Source organism: Microbacterium sp. ZKA21, from assembly GCF_050434165.1.
GTDB lineage: Bacteria > Actinomycetota > Actinomycetes > Actinomycetales > Microbacteriaceae > Microbacterium.
On the sequence record NZ_JBNPVV010000006.1, the window covers coordinates 40,945 to 66,645 of the forward strand.

The 25,701-nt window shown below is 69.1% G+C and carries 22 protein-coding genes and 1 pseudogene; 17 read left to right on the plus strand and 6 right to left on the minus strand.

All coding sequences use genetic code 11. The features are described from left to right. Window positions 1–28: 28 nt before the first annotated feature. Genes M2317_RS13035 through M2317_RS13100 form a run of 14 tightly spaced genes read left to right on the plus strand, consistent with a single transcriptional unit; the run spans window position 29 to window position 16,427 of the window. A complete protein-coding gene (locus M2317_RS13035; RefSeq protein ID WP_429461158.1) occupies window positions 29–1,078 on the plus strand; it encodes a Gfo/Idh/MocA family protein in 1,050 nt (349 codons plus the stop codon). Further along, complete coding sequence (locus M2317_RS13040; protein WP_429460807.1) at window positions 1,075–2,067, plus strand: NAD-dependent epimerase/dehydratase family protein; 993 nt, start codon at window positions 1,075–1,077, stop codon at window positions 2,065–2,067. Before M2317_RS13035 ends, M2317_RS13040 begins: the two co-directional genes overlap by 4 nt. Next, complete coding sequence (locus M2317_RS13045) at window positions 2,064–3,203, plus strand: DegT/DnrJ/EryC1/StrS family aminotransferase (protein WP_429460809.1); 1,140 nt, start codon at window positions 2,064–2,066, stop codon at window positions 3,201–3,203. Before M2317_RS13040 ends, M2317_RS13045 begins: the two co-directional genes overlap by 4 nt. Beyond that, complete coding sequence (locus M2317_RS13050; protein WP_429460811.1) at window positions 3,200–3,826, plus strand: NeuD/PglB/VioB family sugar acetyltransferase; 627 nt, start codon at window positions 3,200–3,202, stop codon at window positions 3,824–3,826. The genes M2317_RS13045 and M2317_RS13050 overlap by 4 nt, the downstream gene beginning before the upstream one ends. Continuing rightward, the gene (locus M2317_RS13055; RefSeq protein ID WP_429460813.1) at window positions 3,823–4,938 is read left to right on the plus strand and encodes a DegT/DnrJ/EryC1/StrS family aminotransferase; all 1,116 of its coding nucleotides are present in this window, start codon (window positions 3,823–3,825) and stop codon (window positions 4,936–4,938) included. The genes M2317_RS13050 and M2317_RS13055 overlap by 4 nt, the downstream gene beginning before the upstream one ends. Continuing rightward, on the plus strand, window positions 4,935–6,149 hold the full coding sequence (locus M2317_RS13060; RefSeq protein ID WP_429460815.1) for a glycosyltransferase: 1,215 nt from the start codon (window positions 4,935–4,937) through the stop codon (window positions 6,147–6,149). Before M2317_RS13055 ends, M2317_RS13060 begins: the two co-directional genes overlap by 4 nt. Then, window positions 6,146–7,669: a lipopolysaccharide biosynthesis protein gene (locus M2317_RS13065; RefSeq protein ID WP_429460816.1), complete on the plus strand. Its 1,524-nt coding sequence runs from the start codon at window positions 6,146–6,148 to the stop codon at window positions 7,667–7,669. Before M2317_RS13060 ends, M2317_RS13065 begins: the two co-directional genes overlap by 4 nt. Further along, window positions 7,666–9,081: a glycosyltransferase gene (locus tag M2317_RS13070; RefSeq protein ID WP_429460818.1), complete on the plus strand. Its 1,416-nt coding sequence runs from the start codon at window positions 7,666–7,668 to the stop codon at window positions 9,079–9,081. The genes M2317_RS13065 and M2317_RS13070 overlap by 4 nt, the downstream gene beginning before the upstream one ends. Continuing rightward, the gene (locus M2317_RS13075) at window positions 9,078–10,289 is read left to right on the plus strand and encodes a glycosyltransferase family 1 protein (protein WP_429460820.1); all 1,212 of its coding nucleotides are present in this window, start codon (window positions 9,078–9,080) and stop codon (window positions 10,287–10,289) included. Before M2317_RS13070 ends, M2317_RS13075 begins: the two co-directional genes overlap by 4 nt. Next, window positions 10,286–11,608 carry a glycosyltransferase family 4 protein gene (locus tag M2317_RS13080; RefSeq protein WP_429460822.1) on the plus strand — a complete coding sequence of 441 codons (1,323 nt, stop codon included), beginning with the start codon at window positions 10,286–10,288 and terminating at the stop codon, window positions 11,606–11,608. Before M2317_RS13075 ends, M2317_RS13080 begins: the two co-directional genes overlap by 4 nt. Beyond that, window positions 11,608–13,167: an acyl-CoA ligase (AMP-forming), exosortase A system-associated gene (locus tag M2317_RS13085; RefSeq protein WP_429461160.1), complete on the plus strand. Its 1,560-nt coding sequence runs from the start codon at window positions 11,608–11,610 to the stop codon at window positions 13,165–13,167. Before M2317_RS13080 ends, M2317_RS13085 begins: the two co-directional genes overlap by 1 nt. Further along, window positions 13,164–14,390: a pyridoxal-dependent decarboxylase, exosortase A system-associated gene (locus M2317_RS13090; protein ID WP_429460824.1), complete on the plus strand. Its 1,227-nt coding sequence runs from the start codon at window positions 13,164–13,166 to the stop codon at window positions 14,388–14,390. The genes M2317_RS13085 and M2317_RS13090 overlap by 4 nt, the downstream gene beginning before the upstream one ends. Window positions 14,391–14,431: 41 nt before the next feature. Beyond that, window positions 14,432–14,683, plus strand: a complete 252-nt coding sequence (locus M2317_RS13095) for an acyl carrier protein (RefSeq protein WP_429460825.1) — start codon at window positions 14,432–14,434, stop codon at window positions 14,681–14,683. A 7-nt stretch (window positions 14,684–14,690) separates the two neighbouring features. Then, complete coding sequence (locus M2317_RS13100; protein ID WP_429460827.1) at window positions 14,691–16,427, plus strand: hypothetical protein; 1,737 nt, start codon at window positions 14,691–14,693, stop codon at window positions 16,425–16,427. Between the two features lie 57 nt (window positions 16,428–16,484). On the opposite strand, the pseudogene M2317_RS13105 reads toward M2317_RS13100, so the two are convergent. Together M2317_RS13105 and M2317_RS13110 are read right to left on the minus strand one after the other, a co-directional pair. Then, window positions 16,485–16,739 (minus strand): annotated as a pseudogene (locus M2317_RS13105) (DapH/DapD/GlmU-related protein); the annotation flags it as partial. Window positions 16,740–17,001: 262 nt separating this feature from the next. Further along, window positions 17,002–17,718, minus strand: coding sequence for a hypothetical protein (locus M2317_RS13110; RefSeq protein ID WP_429460829.1), 717 nt, complete (start codon window positions 17,716–17,718; stop codon window positions 17,002–17,004). Between the two features lie 128 nt (window positions 17,719–17,846). Between M2317_RS13110 and M2317_RS13115 the strand changes: the two genes are divergently transcribed. Together M2317_RS13115 and M2317_RS13120 are read left to right on the plus strand one after the other, a co-directional pair. After that, entirely contained in the window at window positions 17,847–18,701 is an 855-nt protein-coding gene (locus M2317_RS13115; RefSeq protein WP_429460831.1) for a hypothetical protein, read from the plus strand. After that, window positions 18,698–20,032 (plus strand): O-antigen ligase family protein, encoded by a 1,335-nt coding sequence (locus tag M2317_RS13120; protein ID WP_429460832.1) that lies wholly within the window; start codon window positions 18,698–18,700, stop codon window positions 20,030–20,032. Before M2317_RS13115 ends, M2317_RS13120 begins: the two co-directional genes overlap by 4 nt. A 7-nt stretch (window positions 20,033–20,039) precedes the next feature. Here M2317_RS13120 and M2317_RS13125 read toward each other — a convergent pair whose 3' ends face one another. Beyond that, window positions 20,040–20,966, minus strand: a complete 927-nt coding sequence (locus M2317_RS13125; protein ID WP_429460834.1) for a glycosyltransferase family 2 protein — start codon at window positions 20,964–20,966, stop codon at window positions 20,040–20,042. A gap of 96 nt (window positions 20,967–21,062) precedes the next feature. Next, window positions 21,063–22,811 carry a DUF4082 domain-containing protein gene (locus tag M2317_RS13130; protein ID WP_429460836.1) on the minus strand — a complete coding sequence of 583 codons (1,749 nt, stop codon included), beginning with the start codon at window positions 22,809–22,811 and terminating at the stop codon, window positions 21,063–21,065. Window positions 22,812–22,946: 135 nt separating this feature from the next. On the opposite strand from M2317_RS13130, the gene M2317_RS13135 reads away from it, so the two are divergent. Continuing rightward, window positions 22,947–23,390: a VanZ family protein gene (locus M2317_RS13135; RefSeq protein ID WP_429460837.1), complete on the plus strand. Its 444-nt coding sequence runs from the start codon at window positions 22,947–22,949 to the stop codon at window positions 23,388–23,390. Here M2317_RS13135 and M2317_RS13140 read toward each other — a convergent pair whose 3' ends face one another. Together M2317_RS13140 and M2317_RS13145 are read right to left on the minus strand one after the other, a co-directional pair. Beyond that, window positions 23,391–24,413 carry a hypothetical protein gene (locus M2317_RS13140; RefSeq protein ID WP_429460839.1) on the minus strand — a complete coding sequence of 341 codons (1,023 nt, stop codon included), beginning with the start codon at window positions 24,411–24,413 and terminating at the stop codon, window positions 23,391–23,393. Continuing rightward, on the minus strand, window positions 24,410–25,699 hold the full coding sequence (locus M2317_RS13145; protein WP_429460840.1) for an MFS transporter: 1,290 nt from the start codon (window positions 25,697–25,699) through the stop codon (window positions 24,410–24,412). The genes M2317_RS13140 and M2317_RS13145 overlap by 4 nt, the downstream gene beginning before the upstream one ends. Window positions 25,700–25,701 lie beyond the last annotated feature (2 nt).

Sequence of the window (25,701 nt, forward strand, 5' to 3'; positions counted from 1 at the left end):
CAGTCTGGGGAGAACTGTGAACAAACGAATGAACGTCGCCGTCGTGGGCGCGGGCTACTGGGGGCCCAACCTCGCACGCAACTTCCGCGCGAGTGCGGACTGGGAGCTCGCAGCCATCTGCGATCTCGATCTCGAACGCGCCCAGCAGGTCGCGGATCGTGTCGGAGGAGTACCGGTGACGGCGAGCCTCGATGAGATCCTCGCCGACGATGCGATCGATGCGATCGCGATCGCCACCCCGGCGCGCACGCACCATCCGATCGTCATGGCTGCCCTGGCTGCGGGCAAGCACGTCACCGTCGAGAAGCCGCTCGCCGATACGGTCGAGCACGGCACCGAGATGGTTCGATCGGCGCAGGAGCGCGGCCTCGTGCTCATGGCCGATCACACGTACTGCTATACGCCGGCGGTGCTCAAGATCCGCGAGCTCGTCGCGGCCGGTGAGCTGGGGGACATCCTGTTCATCGACAGCGTGCGCATCAACCTCGGTCTCATCCAGCCGGACGTCGACGTGTTCTGGGACCTCGCTCCGCATGACCTGTCGATCATCGACTTCATCCTGCCCGGCGGGATCTCGGCCGATGGCGTCAGCGCACAGGGCGCGGATCCGCTCGGCACCGGGAAGTCGTGCATCGGATACCTCACGATGCCGTTGCGCGGCGGCGCCATCGCCCACGTGCACGTGAACTGGCTGAGTCCGACGAAGATCCGCCAGATGGTCATCGGCGGGACCAAGCGCACGCTCGTCTGGGACGACCTCAACCCGCAGCAGCGCGTCAGCGTCTACGACCGGGGCGTCGACCTCGCCGAGCAGTCCAGGGCGACCGCATCCGATGCGCGCGCGGCGACGATCTCCTACCGTCTCGGCGACACCTGGGCTCCGGCGCTGCCCGAAGTCGAGGCGCTGTCGAACATGACCTCGGAGTTCGCCGCCGCGATCAGGGAGAAGCGGCAGTCGCGCACGGACGGAGCCTCCGGGCTGCGCGTGCTCTCCGTGCTCGAATCAGCCAGCGCGAGCCTTGCCACCGGCGGCGCGACCCATCCAGTACTCGGCACGAACGGAACGGACAGATCATGACTCGAATCGAAGGCTCCAACATCCTCGTCACCGGCGGTGCGGGTACGATCGGGTCGACGCTCGTGGATCAGCTGCTCGACGCCGGTGCAGCGCATGTCGATGTCCTCGACAATCTCGTGCGCGGTCGGCTCGGCAACCTCGAGGGTTCGCTGGCCACCGGGCGTGCGACGCTCGTCGACGGTGATATCCGGGATCGAGCTGTCGTCGACGAGCTCACAGCGGGCAAGGACATCGTGTTCCACCAGGCCGCGATCCGCATCACGCAATGCGCCGAGGAGCCGCGTCTGGCGCTCGAAGTGCTCGTCGACGGGACCTTCAACGTGGTGGAGGCGGCATCCGCTCACGGCGTGAAGAAACTCGTCGCCGCCTCCAGCGCTTCCGTGTACGGGATGGCGGAGGAGTTCCCCACCACTGAGCGGCACCACCATGAGAACAACGACACGCTCTACGGCGCCGCCAAGACGTTCAACGAGGGACTCGTCCGCAGCTACCGCGCCATGCAGGGGCTGGACTACGTGCTGCTGCGCTACTTCAACGTGTACGGACCCCGGATGGACGTGCATGGCCTCTACACCGAGGTGCTCGTGCGCTGGATGGAGCGGATCGTGGATGGCAAGCCGCCGCTGATCTTCGGCGACGGCCGGCAGACGATGGACTTCGTCTGCGTACCGGACATCGCGCGAGCCAATCTCCTCGCCGCACAGAGCGACGTGGTCGAAGGCACATACAACATCGCCAGCGGCACCGAGACGAGCCTGCTCGAGCTCGCCGAGGCGCTCCTTCGCGTGATGGGCTCCGATCTCGGTGTGCAGTTCGGGCCGGCCAGGACCGTCAACAATGTCGCTCGCCGCCTCGCCGACACCTCCGCCGCCCGTGCGGACCTCGGGTTCGAGGCGACCATCGGCATCGAAGAGGGTCTTCGTCAGCTCGTCGAATGGTGGCGGCCTCTGCGCGAGGAGATCGCGGCAGGTCGGGCGGTCGTGTCATGAGCGACCGGATCAACGTCATGATCCCCTGGCTCGGGCAGGAGGAGGCGGATGCCGTCGCCGAGGCGATCGCGAGCGGTTGGGTCGCCCAGGGGCCCCGCGTCGCCCGTTTCGAGGAGGAGTTCGCGAGGGCGATGCAGGCTCCATTCGCGGTGGCGACGACCAGTTGCACGACTGCTCTGCACCTCGCTCTCGTCGTCGCAGGGATCGGGAGCGGAGACGAGGTCATCGTGCCGTCGTTCTCCTTCATCGCGACGACCAACGCGGTGCGCTACGTCGGCGCCCGGCCGGTCTTCGCCGATGTCGACCCGGTGACGGGCAACCTCACCGCCGCGACCGTCGACGCCGTCATCACCGACTCGACGCGTGCCGTGATCGCCGTCGATCAGGGCGGTGTGCCGGTGGATCTGGATGCCATCCGCGCCGTCACCGACCCCCGCGGCATCGTCGTCGTGGAGGATGCCGCGTGCGGGGCCGGGTCCACGTACAAGGGCCGCCCCGTCGGCGCCGGCGCCGAGATCGCGGCGTGGTCCTTCCACCCGCGCAAGCTCCTCACCACCGGTGAGGGCGGCATGCTCACGACCGCGAACCCGGAGTGGGCGGCACGGGCGAAGCACCTGCGCGAGCATGCCATGAGTGTTTCGGCCGCCGACCGGCACCGCGCCGTGCTGCCGCCGGCCGAGGAGTACACCGAGGTCGGCTTCAACTTCCGCATGACCGACCTGCAGGCGGCTGTGGGGATCGTCCAGCTCGGTCGCCTCCCCGAGATCGTCGCACGTCGCCGCGAGATCGCGGGCCGCTATCAGGCGGTCATCGCCGGAATACCCGGGCTGCGGGCGGTCGCGGATCCCGCGTACGGCACGGGCAACTTCCAATCCTTCTGGGTGGAGGTCGAAGACGAGTACCCGACGGATCGCGACGGTCTCCTCGAAGCGCTCGCGCGCGCCGACGTCTCCGCTCGACGCGGCATCATGGCCTCTCACCGTCAGGCGCCCTACCGAGACCTGACGCCGTCCGCGGGGCTGCCCGTGACCGAGCGTCTGACCGATCGCACGCTCATCCTGCCGGTGTTCCACACGCTCTCCTCGGCCGACCAGGATCGCGTGACAGCCGTGCTGCGCGCACCGGAGGCGTCATGACCGATTCGCTGCTGCTGGTCGGCGCCGGCGGGTTGGCTCGCGAGGTGCAGGCCGCGGGCATCGCGGGTGTCGTCGGAATCCTCGATGATGATCCCGCGCTTCAGGGCAGCTTCGTCGGCGGTGCGGAAGTCGTCGGCACGATCGGCGATGCCGCCGGTCGCAACGAGCGGATGCTGATCTGCGTCGGACCCGGTGCCGGCCGTCGTTCCATCGTGCGCAGACTCCGAGAGGCGGGCGTGACGGATGATCGATTCGCGACGTTCGTCGCCCCCTCGGTGCGGGTCGGGGCGGGCTGCACCGTCGGCGTCGGCGTCATCCTGCTGGACGGCGTCGTCGTCACGGCGGATGCCGAGCTCGGAGATCATGTCGTCGTGATGCCGAACTGCACGGTCACCCACGACGACTCCATCGGCGACTTCGCGACGCTCGCCGCTGGCGTCGCCCTCGGCGGCGGCGTCCGCGTGGGTACGGCCGCCTATCTCGGCATGAACTCCTCCGTGCGGCAGGGCGTCGCGATCGGAGAGGGGGCCACGGTCGGCATGGGCGCGGTCGTGCTCGAGGACGTACCACCCCATCGCACCTGGGCCGGAGTGCCGGCCCGAGACCTGGGAGCACAGGCATGAGCGCACACATCCCGTTCCTCGACATCGCCTCGCAGCAGGCGGAGATCGCCGATGAGGTGCTGCCCGTGTGGCGCGAGCAGTTCCTCTCCGCCGAGTTCATCGGCGGCGAGCAGGTCGCGGCTTTCGAGGCCGAGTACGCGGCGTACATCGGCGTCCGCCATGTCATCGGCGTCTCGAACGGCACTGATGCGCTGGAGCTCGCCTTCCGCGCCGTCGGCGTGGCGCCGGGAGACGAGGTCGTCATGCCGGCGAACACGTTCATCGCCACGGCGGAGGCCGTGTCGCGCATCGGCGCCGTTCCGGTCTTCGTCGATGTCGACGCCGAGCACCTGCTGATCGATCCCGACGCCGTCGAGGCCGCGATCACGCCTCGCACCAGGGCGATCGCCCCGGTGCACCTGTACGGGCAGACCGCTCCCGTCGAGAGGATCCGCCCGGTCGCGGATGCGCGAGGGATCGCGATCGTCGAGGACGCCGCGCAGGCGCAGGGGGCGGTCTCGGACGCCGGGCGTGCCGGAACGCTGGGGCGTGCGGCCGCGACCAGCTTCTACCCTGGCAAGAATCTCGGGGCGGCCGGAGACGCCGGTGCCGTGCTGACCGACGACGACGGGATCGCCGCCGTGATCCGCAATCTGGCGGCGCACGGCAGTTCCGTGAAGTACGTCCACGATCGGATCGGCATGAACGCCAGGCTGGATGCCGTTCAGGCTCCGGTGCTGCGCGCCAAGCTGCGACGGCTGGACGGCTGGAACGCGGCACGCCGCACGGCGGCGGCACGGTACGGCGATCTGCTCGCGGATATCGACGAGGTCCGCACGCCGGTCGTGCGCGAGGGCAACGAAGACGTCTGGCACCTCTACGTCGTCCAGGTGCCCGAGCGCGATCGAGTGCTGACCGATCTGAACGCTGCAGGCGTCGGCGCTGCGATCCACTACCCCACGCCGGTGCACCTGAGCGAGGCATACGCCGGACTCGGATACCGGAACGGGCAGTTCCCGGTCGCGGAGGCGGCGGCGGACCGCATCCTGTCGCTTCCGATGCACCCCCACCTCACCGTTGAGCAGCAGGCGCAGGTCGCCGCGGCACTGCGGGAAAGCCTGGCGCGACGATGAACACCGCCACCACGGACCGAGTGCTGGTGCACCTGAACAGCCTGGAGCTGGGCGGCACCCAGATCAATGCCGTCGACCTCGCCGTTCAGGCGCGGTCGCACGGCATCCACTCCATCCTGGTCGGTGCGGCGGACACTCTTCCCGATGGGCCCTCCCTGCTGGACATCGCTGCGGATCGCGGCATCGCGGTCGAGGTGTACGAACCGTCGTCATCGATGCTCGCGCGCGGACGGCAGGTGGCCGATCTCGCCCGCGCGCACAACGCCGGGCTCGTCCACGTCTACGGCTCCTGGGGCGGCGGTGCGCGACCGACGTACTGGAATTTCGCGCGCTTCGGCAGACGACCCTGGGTGCAGACGGTCTGGGAGATGGCCGTCGATCCCCAGATCAAGCGTCACATGCCGATGATCGTGGGCACCGGGTACCTGGTGGACGATCTGCGCGAGAGGCCAGGGCTGACCCGGCTGATCAGCCCGCCGGTGGACACGGATCTGGACCGCCCGGATCCCGCGCTCGGCTCGGTCTTCCGCGCGCAGCACGATCTGCGCGGACCCGTGATCGGGATCGTCAGCAGGCTCGATCTCAGCATGAAGTCGGTTCCGATCGGCATCGTGATCGAGGCGATGCGGTTTCTCGCCGATCGGGCGACGCTCGTGATCGTCGGGACCGGGGATGACGAGACGCGGCTGCGCGCGGCCGGGGCGCGGGTGAACGAGGCCGCTGGGCGAGCGGCGGTGCGCTTCGTCGGCCCGATGGCGAATCCCCGGCCGGCCTATGCGGCCTCCGACATCATGGTCGGGATGGGCGGCTCCGCGGCGCGCTCCCTGGCGTTCGGAGCTCCGCTGGTCGTGCACGGCGAGGGCGGCCGGTCCGAGTTGTTCGATGAGACGTCGGCCGACGCACTGGCCCGATACAGCTACTGGAGCGATGACGCGGTCGCGGATCCGGTGGGTTCGATCGCCGGCATCCTGTCGTCCCTGTTGGAGGATGAGGACCGCCGCACCGAGCTGGGGCGATTCGGAAGGCAGTTCGCGATCGACCGCTTCGGGCTGGACAGCATGGCGCGCGAGCTCGCGCACTTCTATCGCGCCGCGTCGACGTCGTACGGCCTGCGCGGGTGGGTCGGCGACCTCCCCTCCGAAGCGAGGATGCTCGCCGAGAAGGCGGCACGCGCAGCACGGGCGCGGATGCCGCAGGCGAGTCGAGCATGAGCATGGTCGACCAGGGGGAGCAGCAGGCCGATTCCGTCGCAGGCGTGGGGCGGAGCGCCGCAGGCGGCGTGCTGTGGCTGACGGCACAGAAGTGGGTCATCCGCATCTTCAGCTTCGTCACGATCGCGCTGCTGACACGACTGCTCTCTCCCGCGGACTTCGGCACGCTGGCCGCGGCATCCACGGTGCTGCCGTTCTTCTACGTGCTCGCGGATCTCGGGTTCGCCGCCTACATCGTGCAGGTGAAGACGACCACCGAGCGGATGCTGAGCACGGCGTTCTGGTTCTCGCTGTCCGCCGGACTCGTCCTGTGCGCCGCGCTATGGGCCATCGCCCCCCTGATGGGCCCGATCTTCGGCAATGCGGACGTCGTGCCGGTGCTGCAGGTGCTCTCGCTCGCCGTGGTCGCGACCGCGGTGGGTTCGGTTCCGATGGCGATCATGCGCCGCGACATGCGCTTCGCCGCGATCGCCGCTCAGGGCGCCACCGCCGCGGTCATCGCCCAGGCGGCTGCGCTCGTCCTCGCCTTCACCGGTTTCGGTGTGTGGGCGCTCGTGGCGCAGACCCTGGTCTCGGCGGTCGTCTCGACCGTACTCGTCTGCATCACAGCGCGCTGGCGACCGCGTTGGACGTTCGTCCGATCCGACTTCACGCGCATGTCGGCCTTCGGCGGGCAGGTGCTCGGCGTGGAGTTCGTCGCGATGCTGCGTGCCTGGGGCGAAGCGGCCGTCGTCTCGGCGTCGCTCGGAGCGGCGTCCCTCGGCTTCATGAACGTCGCCCAGCGGCTCGTCCAGATCGTCCAGGATCTGACCGGGAGTGCGATCGTACCGGTCACCAACGTCGCGTTCGCACGGATCCGGGAATCGATCGAGCGTCTGCAGAGCGCGTATCTGCGGTCGCTGCGCCTGGTCTACGTGCTGCTCTCCCTGCCGTTGCTGATCGTCGCGGTCGCCGCACCCCTGATCGTCCCGATCGCGTTCGGCGACGGGTGGGCGCAGAGCGTGCCGGTGGCCCAGGTACTGGCGCTGGCCGGCACTCTGTCCGTGGCGGCGTGGTTGGATCACGGCCTCTTCTACGGCCTCGGGCGCCCGGGGATGTGGTTCGTCTACGCCCTCATCACGGATGCGGCGACCTTCGCCACGACCGTGTTCACCGCCCGCTTCGGACTCACTGCCATCGCCTGGGGCTTCCTGTGCGTCGCGGTCGCCGCGACGGTCGCGCGCTGGTTCCTCGTGGCCAAGGTGACGTCGATGGCGTTATCCGTCATCGTCCGCCCGTTCCTCGCGCTCGTGATCATCGTGCTCGGTGCCGGCGCCGTCGGCTGGGGAGCCATGGTCCTCACAGCCGAGCTCCCCGGCATCATCGCGCTGCTCATCGTGGCGGCCGTCATCGGCGTCGCTCACCTCGGGCTGTGCCTGCTGGTGGCGCGCCGCGCCGTGACGGATGCCGCCGGCCTGATCGCCGGCACCCGCTTCGGCGCGCGCATCCCGTTGCTCTCCCGACTCGGCGGTTCGCGATGAAGCGGCGCAACGGGATCGCGGCCCGCCGCGCCGGTGCCGAGGCCGCTGTCCTCGGTCTGCTGGTCGGTGCGGTCGACCTGCTGCCTCCGCGGATCCGGTACGGATACGCGCATCCGCTCACGCGCCGAGTGCTGGCACTGCCCTTGCCTGCCCTGACGGCGTTGTCCGAACGGCCGGCGCCCGGGTCCGTGGTCGCGCCCGCACCACCGGCCGATCTGCGCTGCGCGCTTGTGACGGGATCGATGGACGTCGGTGGCATCGGAGCGGTCGTCGAGATGCTCGCGACCCATCTGCCCGATGTCGGCGTGCGCCCGGTGGTGGTGTGCAGCGTCGACGGTGCGCGCGCCGCCCGGCTCCGCGCTCACGGCGTCGAGGTCCTCGTCGCCGACACCGCGTCGGCGACCTCGACCCTGCGACGAGCCGAGGTCGACGTCATCGCGCTGCACGGCGGTGGCGAGGAACTCGAATCCGCGGTACTCGCGACCGGCGTCCCCGTCGTCCCGGTGCTGCACAACACCGAGATCCACTTCACGCCGGCGCGCTGGCGCCGCTTCTCCTCGGCGCTGACGCGCTCCGCGTCGGCGATCGCCGTCAGCGAGCTCGTGCGCGACTTCCACGCCGCACACGTGCCGTCCGCCGCCGCTGCGCGCCTGCGCGTCGTGCCGAATGCCGCCGGTCGGATGCCGGCGGTCACCGCCGAGGAACGGCGAAGGGCGCGGGGAGCGCTCGGCGCACTCCTGTCCGCCGATCTCGCGGATGACGTCGTCGTCGTCTGCCTGGCGCGCTACGACGCGCAGAAGAACATCTCGGGTCTGGTCGCCTCGTTCCTGGCTCAGGTGCGCGACCCGCGCATCCGTCTGGTGATCGCGGGGCAGCCGTCGGACGGCGCGGAAGCGCGCAGGGCGGATGCCATCCGTCGACGCGGACCCGCCGGGGGTCGCGTGGCGCTGCTCGCCGAGTCGGATGCACGAGCACTTCTCGCCGCCGCCGACGCGTTCGTCCTCGATTCGTTCTTCGAAGGCTGGCCCGTCGCGGCGACGGAGGCGGCCGCGATGGGGCTGCCGCTGATCCTCAGCGATGTCGGCGGAGCCCGCGAGCTCGTCCAGCGCGACCCGGCGAACGCGGTCCTGATCGCGAATCCGTCCGGGCCGGCGGCAGCGGTGACGGATGCCTCGGTCGCACGCGCCCGCCGCCGCAGCACGCGCCAGCGCAACGCGGTCGAGCTCGGCGCGGCGATCGATGCCGTCGCGGCGCGTGTGCGGGCCGGTGTCCGTGGCGAACCCGTCGATGCCGGGGCGCTCGTCTGCGCCATGATGGAGGGACACGCGGTCATCCTCAGGGAAGCGGCGGCGGAGCGCCTGCGCGGCGCCGGGGAAGCGCCGACGACGGCGAGAGCGGGGGGCTCGAGATGAGCGGTGCACGTGGACTGCTGGCCAGGGCGCGGCGCGCCCGCGACGTCGGATTCGCCGGCATCGCGCAGCGGCTGGCGCAGCGGGCGTACTTCCGGACGGGAGCCGCGGAGCTGCTGTTCAACCTCGCGTTCGCGGACATCATGACCGACGTGCCGCAGGAACTCCCCGTGCCCGCCGCGCACCTGCCGCGGACTCGGCCGATGTCGATCGGGTGGGTATCGACGCCACCGGCGCCCGGCTCAGGCGGGCACACCACCCTGTTCCGCATGGTTCAGGCGCTCGAGAGCCGCGGGCACCGCTGCATCCTCTTCCTCTATGACAAGCACGGCCTCGACGTGGCCGCCGCGACAGCGGTGATCCGCCAGCACTGGCCGCACATCGACGCCGAGGTCCGCGACATCACCAAGGGCGCGCACGGCGTCGACGCCATCGTCGCCTCCGGGTGGGAGTCCGCGCACCTCATCGTGCGATACGCGCAGCAGGCGGTGCGCCGGCTGTACTTCATCCAGGACTACGAGCCCTTCTTCTACGGCCACGGAGCCGAACACGAGTTCGCCGCGATGACCTACCTACTGCCTTTCCGCCGGATCGCGCTGGGCGAGATGCTCGACGGCATGATCCGCGCCGAGACCGGGCTGGACAACGACGTCGTCCCGTTCGGGTGCGACTCAGCGGCCTACGGACCCCCGGCCGATGCGACGGTGCGCAGCGGCATCGTCTTCTACTGCCACCCCGGCCACCCGCGACGCGGCTATCAGCTGGCGCGGGTGGCGTTGCGGCTGTTCCACCAGCAGCATCCCGATCAGGAGATCCACGTCTACGGCGATGCGCCGCGGAAGCTGGACTTCCCGATCACGTTCCACGGGCGGCTGACGGCCGCCCAGCTGAACGACCTGTACGGACGCACGATCGCCGGTCTGGCGATGTCCTTCACCAACATCACCCTCGTCGCCGAGGAGATGCTCGCGGCGGGCAACATCCCGGTTGTGAACGACGTCGACCTCGCACGACGTGTGCTTCCGAGTGCGTCCGTGCGCTGGGCGGCGCCGACCGCGGCGGCGCTCGCCGCGGCGCTGGGCGAAGCCGTGACCTCGTCGGACATCGACGACCGCGCCGCAGCCGCCGCGGCATCCGTCGTCGGCCGTTCCTGGGAGCCGACCAAGGACGCCGTCGTGCGCATCATCGAGGAAGAGGTGTACGGCTCATGAAGTCACCGCACGTCCTGATCATCGTCCAGAACCTTCCGGTCCCGCTGGACCGACGGGTATGGCTGGAGAGTCAGGCCCTGGTCGCCAGAGGATATCGGGTCAGCGTGATCTGCCCGAAGGGGCCGGGCGATCCGGACTTCCAGCACCTCGACGGCGTCGACATCTTCACATACCGCCCCGCGCCGGAGGCGGAAGGGCTGCTCGGCTTCGCATGGGAGTTCGCGTACAGCTGGGTGCGCACGGCGTGGCTGTCGCTCAAAGTCTGGCGGCGGAGCCGCTTCGACGTGATTCAGGCGTGCAATCCACCGGACACCTACTGGCTGCTGGCGCTGCTGTGGCGCATCCGCGGGGTGCGATTCGTCTTCGACCACCACGATCTGAACCCCGAGCTGTTCCTGTCGCGGTTCGGTCGTCCTGACGGACTGCTCAGACGCCTCGAGTACGCCGGGCTCGTCTGGCTGGAATGGCGCACCTTCCGCACGGCCGATCGCATCCTCTCCACCAACGAGTCCTACAAGGCGATCGCCATGCGACGCGGACGTCGCAGGCCCGGCCACGTCACCGTCGTGCGCAGCGGACCGGACACGCAGCGGATGCGCCCGATCTACCCGACCCATCCGCGCCGCCGCGACGGGATCGAACTCGTCTATCTCGGGATCATGGGCCCCCAGGATGGCGTCGACCAAGTGCTGCTCGTCGTTGAGGAGCTCGTCCATCGGCGCGGACGCACCGGGCTCACCGCGACCCTGCTGGGCTTCGGCGACTGCCTCGAGGATCTCAAGCGCCAGTGCACGGCGCTCGGTCTCGACGAGCACGTGACCTTCACCGGTCGCGTCGACCGCGTCGCGATCGCCGAGCACCTCAGCCGTGCCGACATCGGTCTGTGCCCCGACCTCAAGACTCCGTTGAACGACCTGTCCACGATGAACAAGACCATGGAGTACATGGCGTACGGGCTGCCGGCCGTCTCGTTCGACCTCGTCGAGACGCGCGTATCGGGCGCAGACACCGTGCAGTACGTGCCGTCGGGCGATATCGCCGCGTTCGCCGACGCCGTCGAGAAGCTCGTCGACGATGAGGCGCGACGCGTCGAGCTCGGGGTGCGGGCCCGCGAGCGCGTCAGCACGGAACTGGACTGGCGCCCGCAGGCCGAGGCCTACGTGTCGGTGTTCGACGAGGTCACCGGCTTCTCGCAGGCGGGCACGGCGGTCGTGGACTCCGGCGGCGGCGAGGGGGCGGATGCGCAGGGTCGACCGTACGTGCCGCTGGACGACCCTGATGAGTTCCGGCGGTTCCTGGCCGAGAGGCGGGCTCCGTGATGCGTAGCGCGTTCCACCATCTCCTCTCCGGGGCGGCCTCCTCCGCCCCCGATGCCCCCGCCCTGACGTACAAGGGTGAGACTTCGACGTACGCCGAGGTGTGGCGCATCGCGTCAGCCGCTGCCGCTCAACTGCAGACGATCGGCGTCCGCCGCGGCGACCGGGTCGCGGTGTACCTCGAGAAGCGGATCGAGACGGTGTGCGCCTTCTTCGCCGCTTCCGCGGCCGGCGGGATGTTCGTACCGATCAACCACGTGCTCAAGCCCGCTCAGGTCGGCCACATCCTGGCCGACAGCGCTGCCACGGTGCTGGTCACCTCTGCCGACCGTCTCGCGCAGCTCGCCGATGTGCTCCCGGACACTGACTTGTCGAGTGTGATCGTCGTCGGTGCGCGCTCCGACATGACCGTCGAAGGCATCCGGCTGCATCACTTCACCGATGGCCAGGAGGCGGGAGACATGCCGGATGCCGTCGCGACGGTCGACGTCGACCCCGCCGCGATCCTGTACACCTCAGGGAGCACCGGACTGCCGAAGGGCGTCGTACTGAGCCACCGGAACCTGATCGCCGGCGCCGAGAGCGTCAGCTCGTACCTGGGCAACACCGCGGACGACGTCATCCTCAGCGTCCTGCCGCTGAGCTTCGACGCCGGGCTCAGTCAGGTCACCACCGCGTTCGCGGTCGGCGCGCACTGCATCCTGATGAACTACCTGCTGCCCAGGGAGGTGGCGAAGCTGTGCGCCCGTCACGGAGTCACCGGGCTCACATGCGTGCCGCCGCTGTGGCTGCAGCTCCTCGAGATCCCGTGGCCGCCCGAGGCGGCGCAGAGGCTCCGATACTTCGCCAATACGGGAGGACGGATGCCGCTTCCCGCGCTCGAGCGGCTCCGCGAGCTCTTCCCCGGGGCGAGTCCCTTCCTCATGTACGGGCTCACGGAGGCGTTCCGCTCCACCTACCTCGACCCTGCGGAGGTCGATCGCCGGCCGGACTCGATCGGCAAGGCCATCCCGAACGCCGAGATCCTCGTGCTGCGACCGGACGGCGGGGAGTGCGCGCCGGGGGAGCCGGGCGAGCTCGTCCACCGCGGCGCCCTCGTCGCGCTGGGCTACTGGAACGATCCGCAGCGCACCGCCGAGCGCTACCGACTGCTCGCGCGCCCTGATCAGCCCTGGCGTGCGCCCGAGATGGCGGTGTGGTCGGGCGACACGGTCGTGACCGACGACGACGGGTTCCTGTACTTCGTCGGACGCACGGACGACATGATCAAGACGTCCGGGTACCGGATCAGCCCGACCGAGATCGAGGAAGCCGCGTACTCGAGCGGTCTCGTCCGCGACGCCGTCGCCGTCGGTGTACCGGATGAGGCGCTCGGCCAGCGGGTCGCCCTGGTCGTGACGGCCGTGGCGACGGAACTGGACCCGGCGTCGCTCACAAGCGCTCTGCGGCAGCGCCTGCCGCTGTACATGGTGCCGTCGACGATCCTTGTGAGGGACGAGATGCCGCGTTCACCCAACGGGAAGTTCGACCGGAACCTGATCCACCAGGAGGTGACGGCATGAGGCCGCACGAATACGCCGCCGGATTCGGCACGATCGACGGCGAGCTGCGCGTCGGAGGCATGCCGCTGAGCCGCCTCGCGGCCCGGGTCGGATCCACACCGTTCTTCGCATACGATCGCGCACTCCTCGACGCCCGGATCCGGCAATTGCGGGAGGCGCTCCCCGCGCGTATCGAGCTGAGCTACGCGATGAAGGCCAATCCGATGCCGGCCGTCGTGCACCACCTCTCCGGTCGGGTCGACCGGATCGACGTGGCCTCGGCGCTGGAGATGCGCACGGCGCTGGACACCGGCATCCGGCCCGACCGTGTCAGCTTCGCGGGGCCAGGCAAGACCCCGGCCGAGATCGTGCAGGCCGTCGCGGCAGGCATCATCGTCGAGATCGAATCCGAAACCGAACTCGCCCGCGTCGTCACGGCGGGAGAGCAGCTCGGGGTGACGCCGACGATCGCGATCCGAGTGAACCCGGATTTTGCGGTCAAGGGGTCGGGCATGCGCATGGGAGGCGGCCCGCAGCAGTTCGGCATCGACGCGGAGCTCGTACCCGCGATTCTCACGGTCGCGGCGTCGACCGGCGTCGACATCCTCGGCTTCCACGTCTTCGCCGGATCGCAGAACCTCAACGCGGAGATCATCTCCGAGGCGCAGCGGCGCACGGTCGATCTGGTCTCGTCGCTCGCCGACCAGCTGCCCACCCCGCTGCGCTACCTCAACCTCGGTGGCGGCTTCGGCATCCCGTACACCGAGAAGGACCGGCCGCTGGATCTGGCCGCCGTCGCCGAAGGTCTGCACGAACTCGTCGACGGTGTGATCACCGAGCGGTTCGGCGACGCGAGCGCGGTCATCGAGCTCGGCCGGTACATCGTCGCCGAGTCCGGTGTGTACGTCACTCGGATCGTGGACCGGAAGGTTTCCCGGGGCAAGACGTTCATCGTCGTGGACGGCGGAATGCACCACCAACTGGCGGCGTCCGGGAATTTCGGGCAGGCGATCCGCCGCAACTATCCGCTCGTGGTCGGCAACCGCATGGCGCAGGACGACGATGAGCGCGTCAGCGTCGTCGGCTGCCTGTGCACTCCGCTGGACCTGCTCGGCGACGACGTGCTGGTCGCGAACGCCGAGATCGACGATCTCGTCGTCATCTTCCTGCAGGGTGCGTACGGGCTCACAGCGAGCCCGACCGCCTTCCTCGGCCATCCCGCTCCGGCCGAAGTGCTCGTCTGACACTCCGCATCCCATCACCGATCGCCCCTGAGGAGGCCCCTATGACCACCACCGCCGATGCGCTCCGCTCCGTCCTGATCGAAACGCTCGAGCTGTCGCAGAGCCCCGATGAGCTGACGGACGGCACGGCGCTGTTCGGATCCCTGCCCGAGCTGGATTCGTTCGGCGTGGTCGCGCTCATCGCTGCGATCGAGGATCGGTTCGACATCACGATCGAAGACGACGAGTTCGGCGCCGAACTGTTCGAGACCGTCGGGACGCTGACCGCGTACGTCGACGGCAAGCTCGGCTGATCCGTCGATGTACGACCCCGCAGCGCTGCCCGGTTTCCTCGCCGCCGTCGGCGACATCCCTGGCGTGCACGGGCGCACCGGAGACGGCCCGCCGCGGTCGGTTCTGCGCCGCGGTCCGGTGACGCTGGTGACGTGGGGCGTGGAGGCGGTCCCCGGCGACCCGGACGCGTTCGCGCTGTCGCGCGTGCTGCGCGATGCCGACGGCGCGGTCGCCGTGGAGACCGCCGCCGGGAGGATGCGTGTCGATCCGCGGTCTGTCACCGGCATGCTTCCGCCGTTCGCCGCCGTGGCGGCGGGTGAGTCCTCGGTGACGATGGTCGCGGACTCGATGGGGTTCCGCCAGCTGTTCCACTCCGGGGCATCCGATGCGCGCGACGGCGTGCTGAGCACGTCGGCCCTGCTGGCCGGTTGGACGCGGGGCGCCGGACTCGACGAGATCGCTGTCGCAGTCCAATCCCTGCTGGGATGGCAGCTCGGTCAGCGCACGCTGCATGACGGCGTCGTCAAACTGACACCCGGAGCAGCGGCGACGTTGGACCACGGCGGCGTCGTCGTCGATGAGCAGCCGGATGCCGCGGTCGATCCGATCGGGCTCGACGACGCCGTGACGGCCGCGGCGGAGATCCTGCGGGCGTCGCTCGACGCACTCATCCACGACCACCCCGAAGCGGTGCTCCAGCTGACCGGCGGCATGGATTCGCGGGTGCTGCTGGCGGCGATCCCCTCCGAGCGGCGTCGCGGGCTGCGTGCCATGACGCTGGGGGCGCCGGGGGACGGTGATGTGCGCATCGCGGCGCGCATCGCCACGGAGCAGGGCCTGCGCCACGAGGTGTATCGCCCGGCGGAGTTGAGCGACGTGGATCCGGCGGAGGCATGGGCGCAGTGCCGGGTCGCGGCTCTGCGGCTGGACGGTCTGGCGGACCCGCTCACGCTCGCGGTACTCGGTCGCGACGAGCGCAGCTTCGACCAGGGTGTTCGCATCGCCGGCCTCGGCGGGGAGGTGGCGCGGGGGTTCTACTACCTCGGTGCGGTGCGCGATCATCCGGTGACGGCGGCCGAAGCATCCCGGCTCGGAGCCTGGCGCATGTTCGCGAACGAGTCGATCGAACCGGGCGTGCTCACGGACGAGTTCTCGGCGTGGGCGCGCGACGCGGCCGAGAAGGAGCTGCTGAAGGCGCTGCAGGACGGGAGCCCGGAGTGGTTCCACGCCACCGACGCGCTGTACCTGCGCCACCGGATGCAGCGGTGGGCAGGTGCCACCGACACAGCGGTCGCGTATCAGCGGCTCGTGATCAATCCGATGCTCGACGAACGCTTCCTCGCCATCGCCGGACGGTTGCGTCCGCAGGACAAGGCTGGTGCGCGCTTCCTGGCGCGGCTGCTGCTGCGGTTGGATCCGCAGCTCGGCTCCATCGGCCTGGAGGGGCGCCTGAGCCCATCGGCATACGCCTCGCCAGGGCCGTGGCAGGCGATCGCCGGGAAAGCGCTGATCGCGCGCAAGCTCGCGCGCAAGACCCTGCAGCGCGTGCGCGGCGCGAACCGTGCACCGGACGGCGTCGTCGTCTTCGCGGACAAGGTGGTCGAGCACTGGCGCGCGGATACCGCGCTGCTCGAGCCTTTGGCGGCAACCGGATTCGTGCGGGAGGACTGGGTGGACGGGGTGAGGTCGGGGCGGATCCGGCCGCGACCGAGCTCCGTCGGATTCCTCACGAACGTGCTCGTCGCGTCACGTCCGCTCGTCTGACGGTTCCGTCGTGTGCTCGGCCGTGGTCTGTCCGGCCGCTTCCTCGTCGATCCGGCGGACGACGCGCGCAGGGTTACCCATCACGACGGTGCTCGCCGCGACATCCTTCATGACGACGGATGCCGCGCCGACCACTGCTCCGCGGCCGATCGTCACGCCGGGGAGGATGACGCTGTTCGCTCCGATCCACGCGCCATCGCCGATGGTGACCGGAGAGGCCGTCAGTGCGCCTGCCCGCTTGTCGGCGGTGCCGAGATCGTGAGAGCCGGTGAGGACGAGGACGTTCATCCCGATCGAGACGTTCGCCCCGATGCGCACCGGAGCCAGGCCGTCCAGGAACACGCCGTGGTTGAGCGAGCTCCCCCGGCCGATCGCGATGGTGCGGCTGCCGATGAAGCCGCGGGCGTCGATCACGCAGCGCTGGACAGGAATGCCGGAGGCGCGCAGCAGGATCCATCGTGCTCGGTCGGGCACGAGCATGGAGGAGACGAACCCGTTGACCCACAGGTTGAAGAGGTGGCGTCGGAGTATGACGCCGAGCCGCCGGACGATGCGTGGGATCCCCATCCGTCGATCATAGAGGCGCAGCGGTGCCCCGACGCCGTCTCACCCGGCGCCGGCGGTGCCGGGTGAGACGGGTCTTTACCGCCTCGTCCTGCGCCTTCGACCCCCGCACCTCGAGGACGACGACGATGGCGATCGAGGCGAGCAGCCCGAGGAACAGGGTCATCCCTGCCGCTCGCGCGCTGCTTCCGTCTATGACAGTGATCTGGGGCGTCTCCGGCGACAGGCGCAGCCCGATGCGATTGATCTCGTCGACGCCCTGCTCGTCCTCCAGCGCGATGAGCTCAGTGCGGACGAGATCGGCCGCTTCGGCGATGCGTGCTTCGGCGCGCTCGGGCGTCGTCCCGGTCGCATCGATGACGAGGACCTGATGCTCGAAGGCGGGAACCCACTGATTGCCGGTGTCGAGCAGGGTGATCCACGTGTCCTCGCCGGTGTCGGGAGAGCCGACCGGATTCACCGTCGATGCCCCGAAGTCCAGCCGTCTCCCGGCGCCGTTGATCCGCTCCGAGACCGCGCCGGCGGTCAGGATGAGAGACTCGGAACTGGTGACGAGTTCATTCGGATAGCGAGCGCTCGACGGCGCGAGGAAGACGACTTCGGTGCGTGCGTGGTACATCGGCTCGGACCGCGTGGCGAGGAATGCCAGCACGAGCGCGGCCGACATCACGAGCAGCACCAGATACCAGCGCCGCATCAATGCGCGCATCAGATCCGCCAGCGTCATCTTGTCCGTCGACTCTCAGCCGTGGTGTTGTACCGTTATGACCACCAGAGAACAGTAGCCTGCGCGACCGCGCGGTCGCTGGGAGGGCTCGCCGCCGCGGGAGCAGGCGATGTCAGGGGGGAGTGGATGTGGGGATCCGGGAGATCTTCGGTGCGCTGGGCCGACGATGGTACATCGTCGTTGCCGGGCTGCTGCTGACTCTCGGGGCCGGCTGGCAGGTCTATCAGATGACCCCGGCGGAGTACACCGCTCGCTCGCTCACGCTGCTGCTGCCGCCTGTAGGCGACCCGACGGCCGAGACGGACGGGGCGAATCCGTTCCTGAGTCTGTCCGGGCTCGATCTGACTGCGCGCGTCGTCGTGGCCACGTACTCGAGTACGGCGTTCGCGGAGGACCTCGAGGAGTTCTCCCCCTACGCAGAGGTCGAGGTGACCATCGATGACTCCACCAGGGGTGGGATCATCGCGGTCGAGGCCAAGGACCGCGGCGAAGCGCAGACTCTCGAGACGCTCGACTACGTCACGCAGAACGTCTCGGATCGGCTCGTCGGGCTGCAGCAGGAGGTGGGCGTCCCGGACAAGGACACGGTCCGCTCGATGCTGCTGGCCGTCGACACCGAGGCGGAGCGCGACTTCCAGTCGCTCATCCGCATCCTCGTGATCGTCGTCGGCGGTGGGCTCGGACTGACCTTCGCGATCGCTCTGCTGCTGGACGTGATCGTGATCCGCCGACGTCGCAGGCACGACGAGTTCGGACCGGTGGGATCCGCCGCACGGTGGAAGCGCATGCCGGAGCACGCGGAGCCCGGGAAGAACGTCAGTCCGAGCGGCGCAGCCGAGGCGCCCGTGAACATCGAGTCCGAGCAGTTGCCGGCGCTCGACGACGAACCCATCGCGGCGGACAACCCGCAGCTGGACTTCGACGAGACACTCTCTGCTCCGGCGGGACCCCGATCGGCGCAGAACCCCTCTCCGCAGCCATGAGCGCGATCGCCTACCACGGTGCGGCGAGCGTCCGCGATGCTCCGCAGCCCCGGGTGCGAACGGCCGACACCGTCACCTGGCTCACGGTCTATCTCATCGTGCTGCTCGCCATTCCGTCGCGTTTCGTGGTCGGGCCGCTCGGCAGCGCTGGTGCGCCCTCGATGCTCATGGGCCTTGTGAGCCTGCTGTTCTGGCTGACTCTGCTGATGATGCGCAGGCACTCGGCGGTCGTGCTGCGCTTCTATCCGCTGCGATGGGCGCTCGGGTTCCTGATCTTCGCGTCGGGAATCTCGTACGCGCTGGCGATGTCGCGTCCGATCAACGTCGATGAGATCAGCCCTGCCGACGTCGCGCTGCTTTCGCTGCTGTCGTGGGCCGGGACGATGCTGCTGGCGGCCGACACGATTCCCACTCGGCGGAGGGTCGATGATCTCGTCTGGCGCGTCGCGCTGGCCGGAGGACTGCTGGCGCTGCTCGGTCTCGCCCAGGTGGCCACGGAGCAGTCGATCACCAATCTCATCAGCATTCCCGGTCTGCGCGAGATCGGCAGCGCTGATCTGGTCTACCGCAACGGCTTCGTGCGCCCGAACGGCACGGCGACGCATCCGATCGAGTACGGCGCGATCGTCGCGATGATCCTGCCGCTGGCGCTGCACGTCGGGCTGTATCACACGACCCGGCCGCTGCTGCTGCGCTGGATGCCATCGGCCGCGATCGTCGCCGTCGTCGGCGTCTCGGGCTCGCGCTCCGCGTATCTCTGCGCCATCGCCGGGGTGCTGATCTGCCTCTTCGCCTGGACCCCGGTGCTGCGCCGGTGGATGCTCGGTCTCGCGGCGGCGGCGCTGGTGATCGTCTCGCTGCTCTGGCCGCGGATGCTGCGTTTCATCTTCAGTCTGTTCGATGATCCCGAGAACGACCCCAGCATCACCTCGCGCACGGACAGCTTCGACTTCGCCTGGACATTCCTCGCGCACGATCCGCTCTTCGGGCGCGGCTTCGGCACGTTTCTGCCGAAGTACCGCATTTTCGACAACCAGTATCTGGTGCAGCTCGTGAGCGTCGGCATCATCGGAACGCTCGCCCTCGTATTGATCGGCTGGGTCGCCATCGCCGAGCTGCGGCGCGTGGCCCGACGCGCACCGGGCGAGCCCTTCATCCGCACGCGCGACCTCACTGCGGCGATCGCGGGGGCGATCGTCGCCGGGTTCATCAGCATGGCCTTCTTCGACGCCTTCGCGTTCCCGATGACGATGGGGACGCTGTTCCTGCTGCTGGGGATCGCCGGCGCCATCGCGAGACTCGACCGAGACCACCACCCGCTCTGGGAGTGAGTCGCGATCAGACGCGCACACCGGCGAGCCAGTGCGGTCCGCGTGGCTCGCGCCACCGGCGGGGACGCAGCAGATCGAACAGCGCGGCACGGCTGGTTGCCTTGCCGAGGGCGGCGCGGCTCGCCTCTCTGACCACGAGCGCGAGCCAGAAGGCTGTCGACGCCACCGGGCCGTGTCGACGCGCGTAGAGCATGGCCTTGTTGAGCGTGAGCAGCGACCACAGCTGCGGGGAGACAGCGGACTCGCCCTTCAGATGCTGAGCGACCGCCGACGGCTCGTATCGGACGCCGAAGCCGTGAGCGCGCACCCGCAGGTCGTACTCGGTCTCCTCGGAGTACAGGAAGTAGGACTCGTCCCAGGGGCCGCACGCATGCAGGCACTCCGCGCTGATGAGCTGCGTCGAACCCTCAGCCCAATCGACGAAGTGGGTCGATTCGTATGCGGAAGGATCCGCGACGACCTCGCCGAGGGCTCCGATACGGCCGGCGCGCTCAGCGCCGATGAGCGCGTCGCACCAGATGCGCAGCAGTGTCGGCTCCCGGCGCAGCGACCAGTGCGGCTGCTCGTCCGCGTCGATGAGGCGCGGAACGGCGATCCCCGCACCGTCTCCGAGCGCGCCGAGCAGCGAGACCAGGCTCCCTGGTGTGAGACGGACATCGGCGTTCAGGACGAGGTAGGCGTCCTGTTCCCCCGCCGCGGCGATGGCGGCATTCACCCCGCCGGAGTACCCGAGGTTGGATCCGGTCTGCACGACGACGGCGTCCGGCGCATGGCGTGTGATCTGAGCGAGCGTGTCGTCGGCGGAATCGTTGTCAGCGAACACCAGAGTCCACGTCGTGCCGTACGCACCTTCGGGGAGCGAGGCGGTGAGGTCTTCGATCAACGCCGCGCTGTTGAATGTGACGACGCAGATCGCAATGCGGGGACTGTTCAAACCTCGGCTCCCTTTCTGCCCGTGGTGATGAGCCAGAGCGACCAAGGTGCCCGGCGTTCACGGGGAACGCCGGGCACCTGTCGTGCTGCGAACAGCCTACGGGGTGACGGGGCTGCCGTCGTCGAAGAGGTTGTTGCTCCACGCGTTGCCCGGTGCGCTGCGATCGAAGGAGACGATCGCGCCGTAGTAGCCGCACTTGCCCGAGGTGCCGCGCTGCCACACGTTGTTGGTGAACTTGACGTTGTTGACCCCCTCGGAATAGGGCTTGCCCGTCGAGGACCCTCCATAGGCGCAGTAGCCGCCGGATCCGCCGACGAACAGGTTGCCGTCGATCGTGTTGTCCTCGACCGTGGCGAAGTCGCCGTAGCCGGTGAGGGCCGCCGAGCATCCGGCACTCGGTGATCCGTCAGGGTTCGAGCATCCAATCGTGTTTCCACGGATCACGCTGCCCGAGCCCATCCGGACGCCGGACTCGTGCGCGTCCCCGGTGGGGTCGCGGTACTGGTCGTGGACGTAGGACGCCTGAACGGTGCAGTTGCTGAAGCAGTTGATCGACCGGTTGCCTCCGGACACGTCCACCCTGGTGGCCGTGAAGTTGGCGTCGCCGATCCCGGTGCCCTCGGTGTCGGCGCCGACGCGGATGTCGGTATCCGTCACCGTGAACGAACCGGTGTTGTCGGTCGGGTGCGTCCAGATGGTTCCGTTGATCTGCGAGCGCGTGATCGTCACTCCCTTCGCGAGGATGCGCAGGGTGCAGTTGACGACCTTCGCATCGATCACGACGTTCGGCGTCTGGATCGTGCAGGGGCCGTTGTACGGCGTGAGCGAGGTCCCCGCCGGTACGCCGGTGGTCTCGGCGCTCGGGAAGCTGCGGCCGAGCACGATGTAGCCGCCCTCCTGCGGAGGAACAGTTGGTTCAGTCGGCTGAGTCGGCTGGGTCGGCTCCTCGGTCGGGGGAGTCGGGGGAGTCGTCGGCTCCGGCTCCTCGGTCGGAGGAGTCGTCGGTGTCGGCGTGGGCTCCGTCGTCGGGGGGGTCGTCGGAGTCGGCGTGGGCTCCGTCGTCGGAGGTGTCGTCGGCGTCGTCGGATCGGTCGGTGTCGTCGGGTCGCCCGGTGTTGGGGGGTCGCCCGGTGTTGGGGGGTCGCCCGGTGTTGTGGGGTCGCCCGGTGTTGTGGGGTCGCCCGGAGTCGTGGGGTCGCCCGGTGTCGTGGGGTCGGTCGGGCTGGGTTCACCGGTCTGCGCATGCGGGGCGAACACGATGTCGACGAGGTAGTTCGACGCCTTGTGCGTCTTCGTGGGGAAGGCGCTGGAATCGGCGTAGGCGTACACGCCGGCGTTCGGGCTCAACGTGAAGCCGTTCGTCGTCTCGTGGGTCTTCAGGTCGTCCTCGGTCACGGGGTAGCCGCCCTTGGGGGCGTAGTAAGAGGCCACGTACGTGCGTCCGGCTCGGATGTCGACCGGCTCGTCGAGGGCGATAGTCCGCCACCCGATCTTGTCGGTTTCGGGGAAGGTGATCTTCGCGAGGACGGTTCCGTGCGACGACCACAGCGTGGCCGTGGTCACATCGTCCGCTGAGCGGCCCTGGTAGTACTGCAGGGCGGTGATCCGCCCTGACTGCTCAGGGGTGAACCGGATGCCCAGCTCGACTCCATCGCGGTCGGGGTCGCTCGCGATGCCGGGCTTGAGGTCGTCGGGGAAGATCCCGTTCGTCGAGGCTTGAGCGCCGGCGGCACCGATGAGGCCTGCCGCGGCGATAGCGAAGATCGTGAAGAGCGCGAGGGCGATGCGCCAACGATCTCGTGGGGGACGTATCGATAGGGGGGGTCTGGTTGGTGAGCTGATCATCACAATCCTGTATCAGTCTGAGGTGGGACCCCCTCCCACCGGACAGAGTACAGTACCAATCTGGATGAGCAACCTCCGCCCGCGAGTGAGCAGTCCCGAACGCCGTCGAGGCGGAGCGCGCGAGGGGAGCGGCTGGTGGACAACGGTGGCGAGCAGGGGCCGCGCTTATGGGTGGTGGCGTCGCTCGTGGTCTACCTCCTTCTCGTCGTGGCCGTGCTCGTTCTGCCGGTGTCCTACGCCCAGATCGTCACGGGCATCGGTCAGGTGCTGCAGGGCTGGGGGATCGGCGGATTCGGTACCGGGTGGATCGAGTTCGTCACCAACATCCTGATGTTCGCACCGCTCGGCTTCCTGCTGACCCTGCTCTTCCGGCACCCGTGGAGGGGTGTGCTGCTGGCGCTCGCTCTGTCCGTCGGCGCCGAGCTCGCGCAGATCCTGATCCCGTCGCGTCAGGCCAGCCCGAGGGACATCCTGGCGAACGTCCTCGGGGCGGCCATCGGCGCGGCGTTCGCCTGGATCGTGGTTCGGCGCAGGCACGCCGCAGGGCAGTCCGAGGCACCCGATCGTTCCGACGGATGATCAGCGACGGACGACGGACGGCGACCACGCGTGCTCGATGAAGAGTTCCGGCTCCGATGAGCCGTCGGCGGCGAGCGAGATGACGTCGCTGTCGCCCGCTGCGTCGTCGCGCGGCATCCCGTACAGGATGGTCGAGTCGTCGAGCCACTCGATCTGATCGTCGATGTTCCGCGTCTCGGGCAGCACTGTGACCTCTCCGCTGCGGAGCTCCAGGACCGCCGGTGTCCAATGGACGGTCGGGCCGGCGCCTGCGGTCACCAGTTTGAACGCGATCCGGCTGCCGTCCGGCGAGAGCGAAGGGCACTCCACCCCCTCGGCGATGGTCGTGAGGGTCCGGTCGGACAGGTCGCCCTCGACGAGGTAGGTCGTCCCATCCAGAGTCAGCCCGGCCGTCGCGTAGAACCTGTCGTCGCCGGCGAACGTCACTCCCCAGAAGTTGCGGTCGGCGGCCGTGGACATGGCGCCGTCGCGGATGAAGGCGAAGTCCTCGAGGTTGCCGAAGCTCTCGCCATCCCTGCCGCGGATCACGGTCTCGGTCGAGAAGCCGATCGTGGCGTACGAGTGACCGGTCACGAACGCGGTGGTGGCGAGGAGCTTCCCGTCGGCCGAGATGCGGGTCCGACTCGGGATGCCGGGCAGCGGCCACTGTTCGGTCACAACGCCGTCCGACGAGCGCACGACCGCTTCGAAGGTGGTGGCGATGCCCCGTTCGGTGCGCAGGCAGATCCACTCGTCGGCCACGGCATCCACCCGGTCGCAGGCGACATCCGTCAGTGCGCGCGGCCCGGAAGGGTCCTCGATCGCAACCGAGGCGACGAGTCCGTAGCTCTGCCCCACCGCCGTGCTCCGGAACACGATCCGATCGCCTGAATCCCACTCCTGCGGCGATCCGCTCTCCACTGCGCTCGGTGCGGAGGTCGCGGCCTGCGATGACCGCCATGCGGTCCAGATCACGACCGCCGCCGTACCGAGGGCGATCGCGGCCACGGCTGCCACGAGCAGCCATCTGATCCGTGCACTCATGCCGCCGTGACCTCCTCCGACGGTGGCGTCGGCGATGGTGTGCGCAGCAATGTCCGCAGCAGCCAGGCGGCGAGCGGGATCGCGATCACCAGCAGTAGCGCGACGACGAGCAGTGAGCTCTCGCGACCCAGGACGAACCAGAGGATCCCGAAGCCGGTCGCGCCGATGAAACGAGCCACGGCGACGACTGTCTGCGCCGCGGCGATTCCCGTCGCGCGCGTCTCCGGCGTCGTCAACTGGGCGGCAAGCGCGGCGAGCACACCGTCCGTGGCTGCATAGAAGGCGCCGAGGAAGACCAGGCACAGCAGAGTTGCGGCGATGTCGGCGACGGGCAGGGCCGCGATCACGTACGCCCCGAGGAGCCCGAGATGGCCGATGATGAGGACTCGCGCGCGGCCGAATCTGTCAGCGAGCCTTCCGAACGGGATCGCCAGTGCCAGAAAGGCCGCATTGGTGCCGACGTACAGCAACGGGAACCACTGCGCAGCGAAGTCGCTGCGGGACTGGAGGACGAGATAGACGAAGCCGTCGCCGATCGTCAGGATGCCGAGGAGACCCGCGGCCGCGAGGACGCGTTTCAACGCAGGGGAGTTCAGTGCCGTCCAGTCGAAACGCCGCCGCGCAACAGGTGTCGTCGCGGCTTCACGTGGTGCGCGCGTGCGAACGTCCGGGACGATGAGGCCGAGGATCACGACGCCGATGACGGCGAAGGCGAGCGATGCGACGAAGACGGCGTGATAGCCGTCCGGGATCAGCAACAGGATGAAGAAGGCGAGCAGGGGGCCGATCGCCGCGCCGATGTTGTCCAGCATCCGATGCACGCCGAAGGAGGTCGCGAGGTTCTCGGGCTCGGAAGCCGCGGTGATCACGGCATCCCGAGGGGCGGTCCGGATTCCCTTGCCGATTCGATCGGCCACGATCACGGAGGTGATGGCGGCGAAGCCGGAAGCGAACAGCAGACCGACGCGCGCGACGGCGGCGAGAGCATAACCGACGAAGGCCACCCACTTCGGCCGGTCGGATCGATCCGAGACGTAGCCGCCCGCGATGCGGACGAATGCGGATACTCCCTGCTGGAGGCCGTCCACCAGGCCGAACGCGATGGTTCCGAGCCCCAGAGCGCCGGTGATGTAGAGAGGAAGGATCGCAGCGACGGATTCCGACGAGATGTCCGTCAGCATCGAAACGATCCCGAGGCTCACGACCGTGGAGGACACGGTCCGCACGCCGGGTGCGCGCCTCGTCGGTGACGGGCCGGACGGCTTGTTCGCGAAGGAGATGTACACGC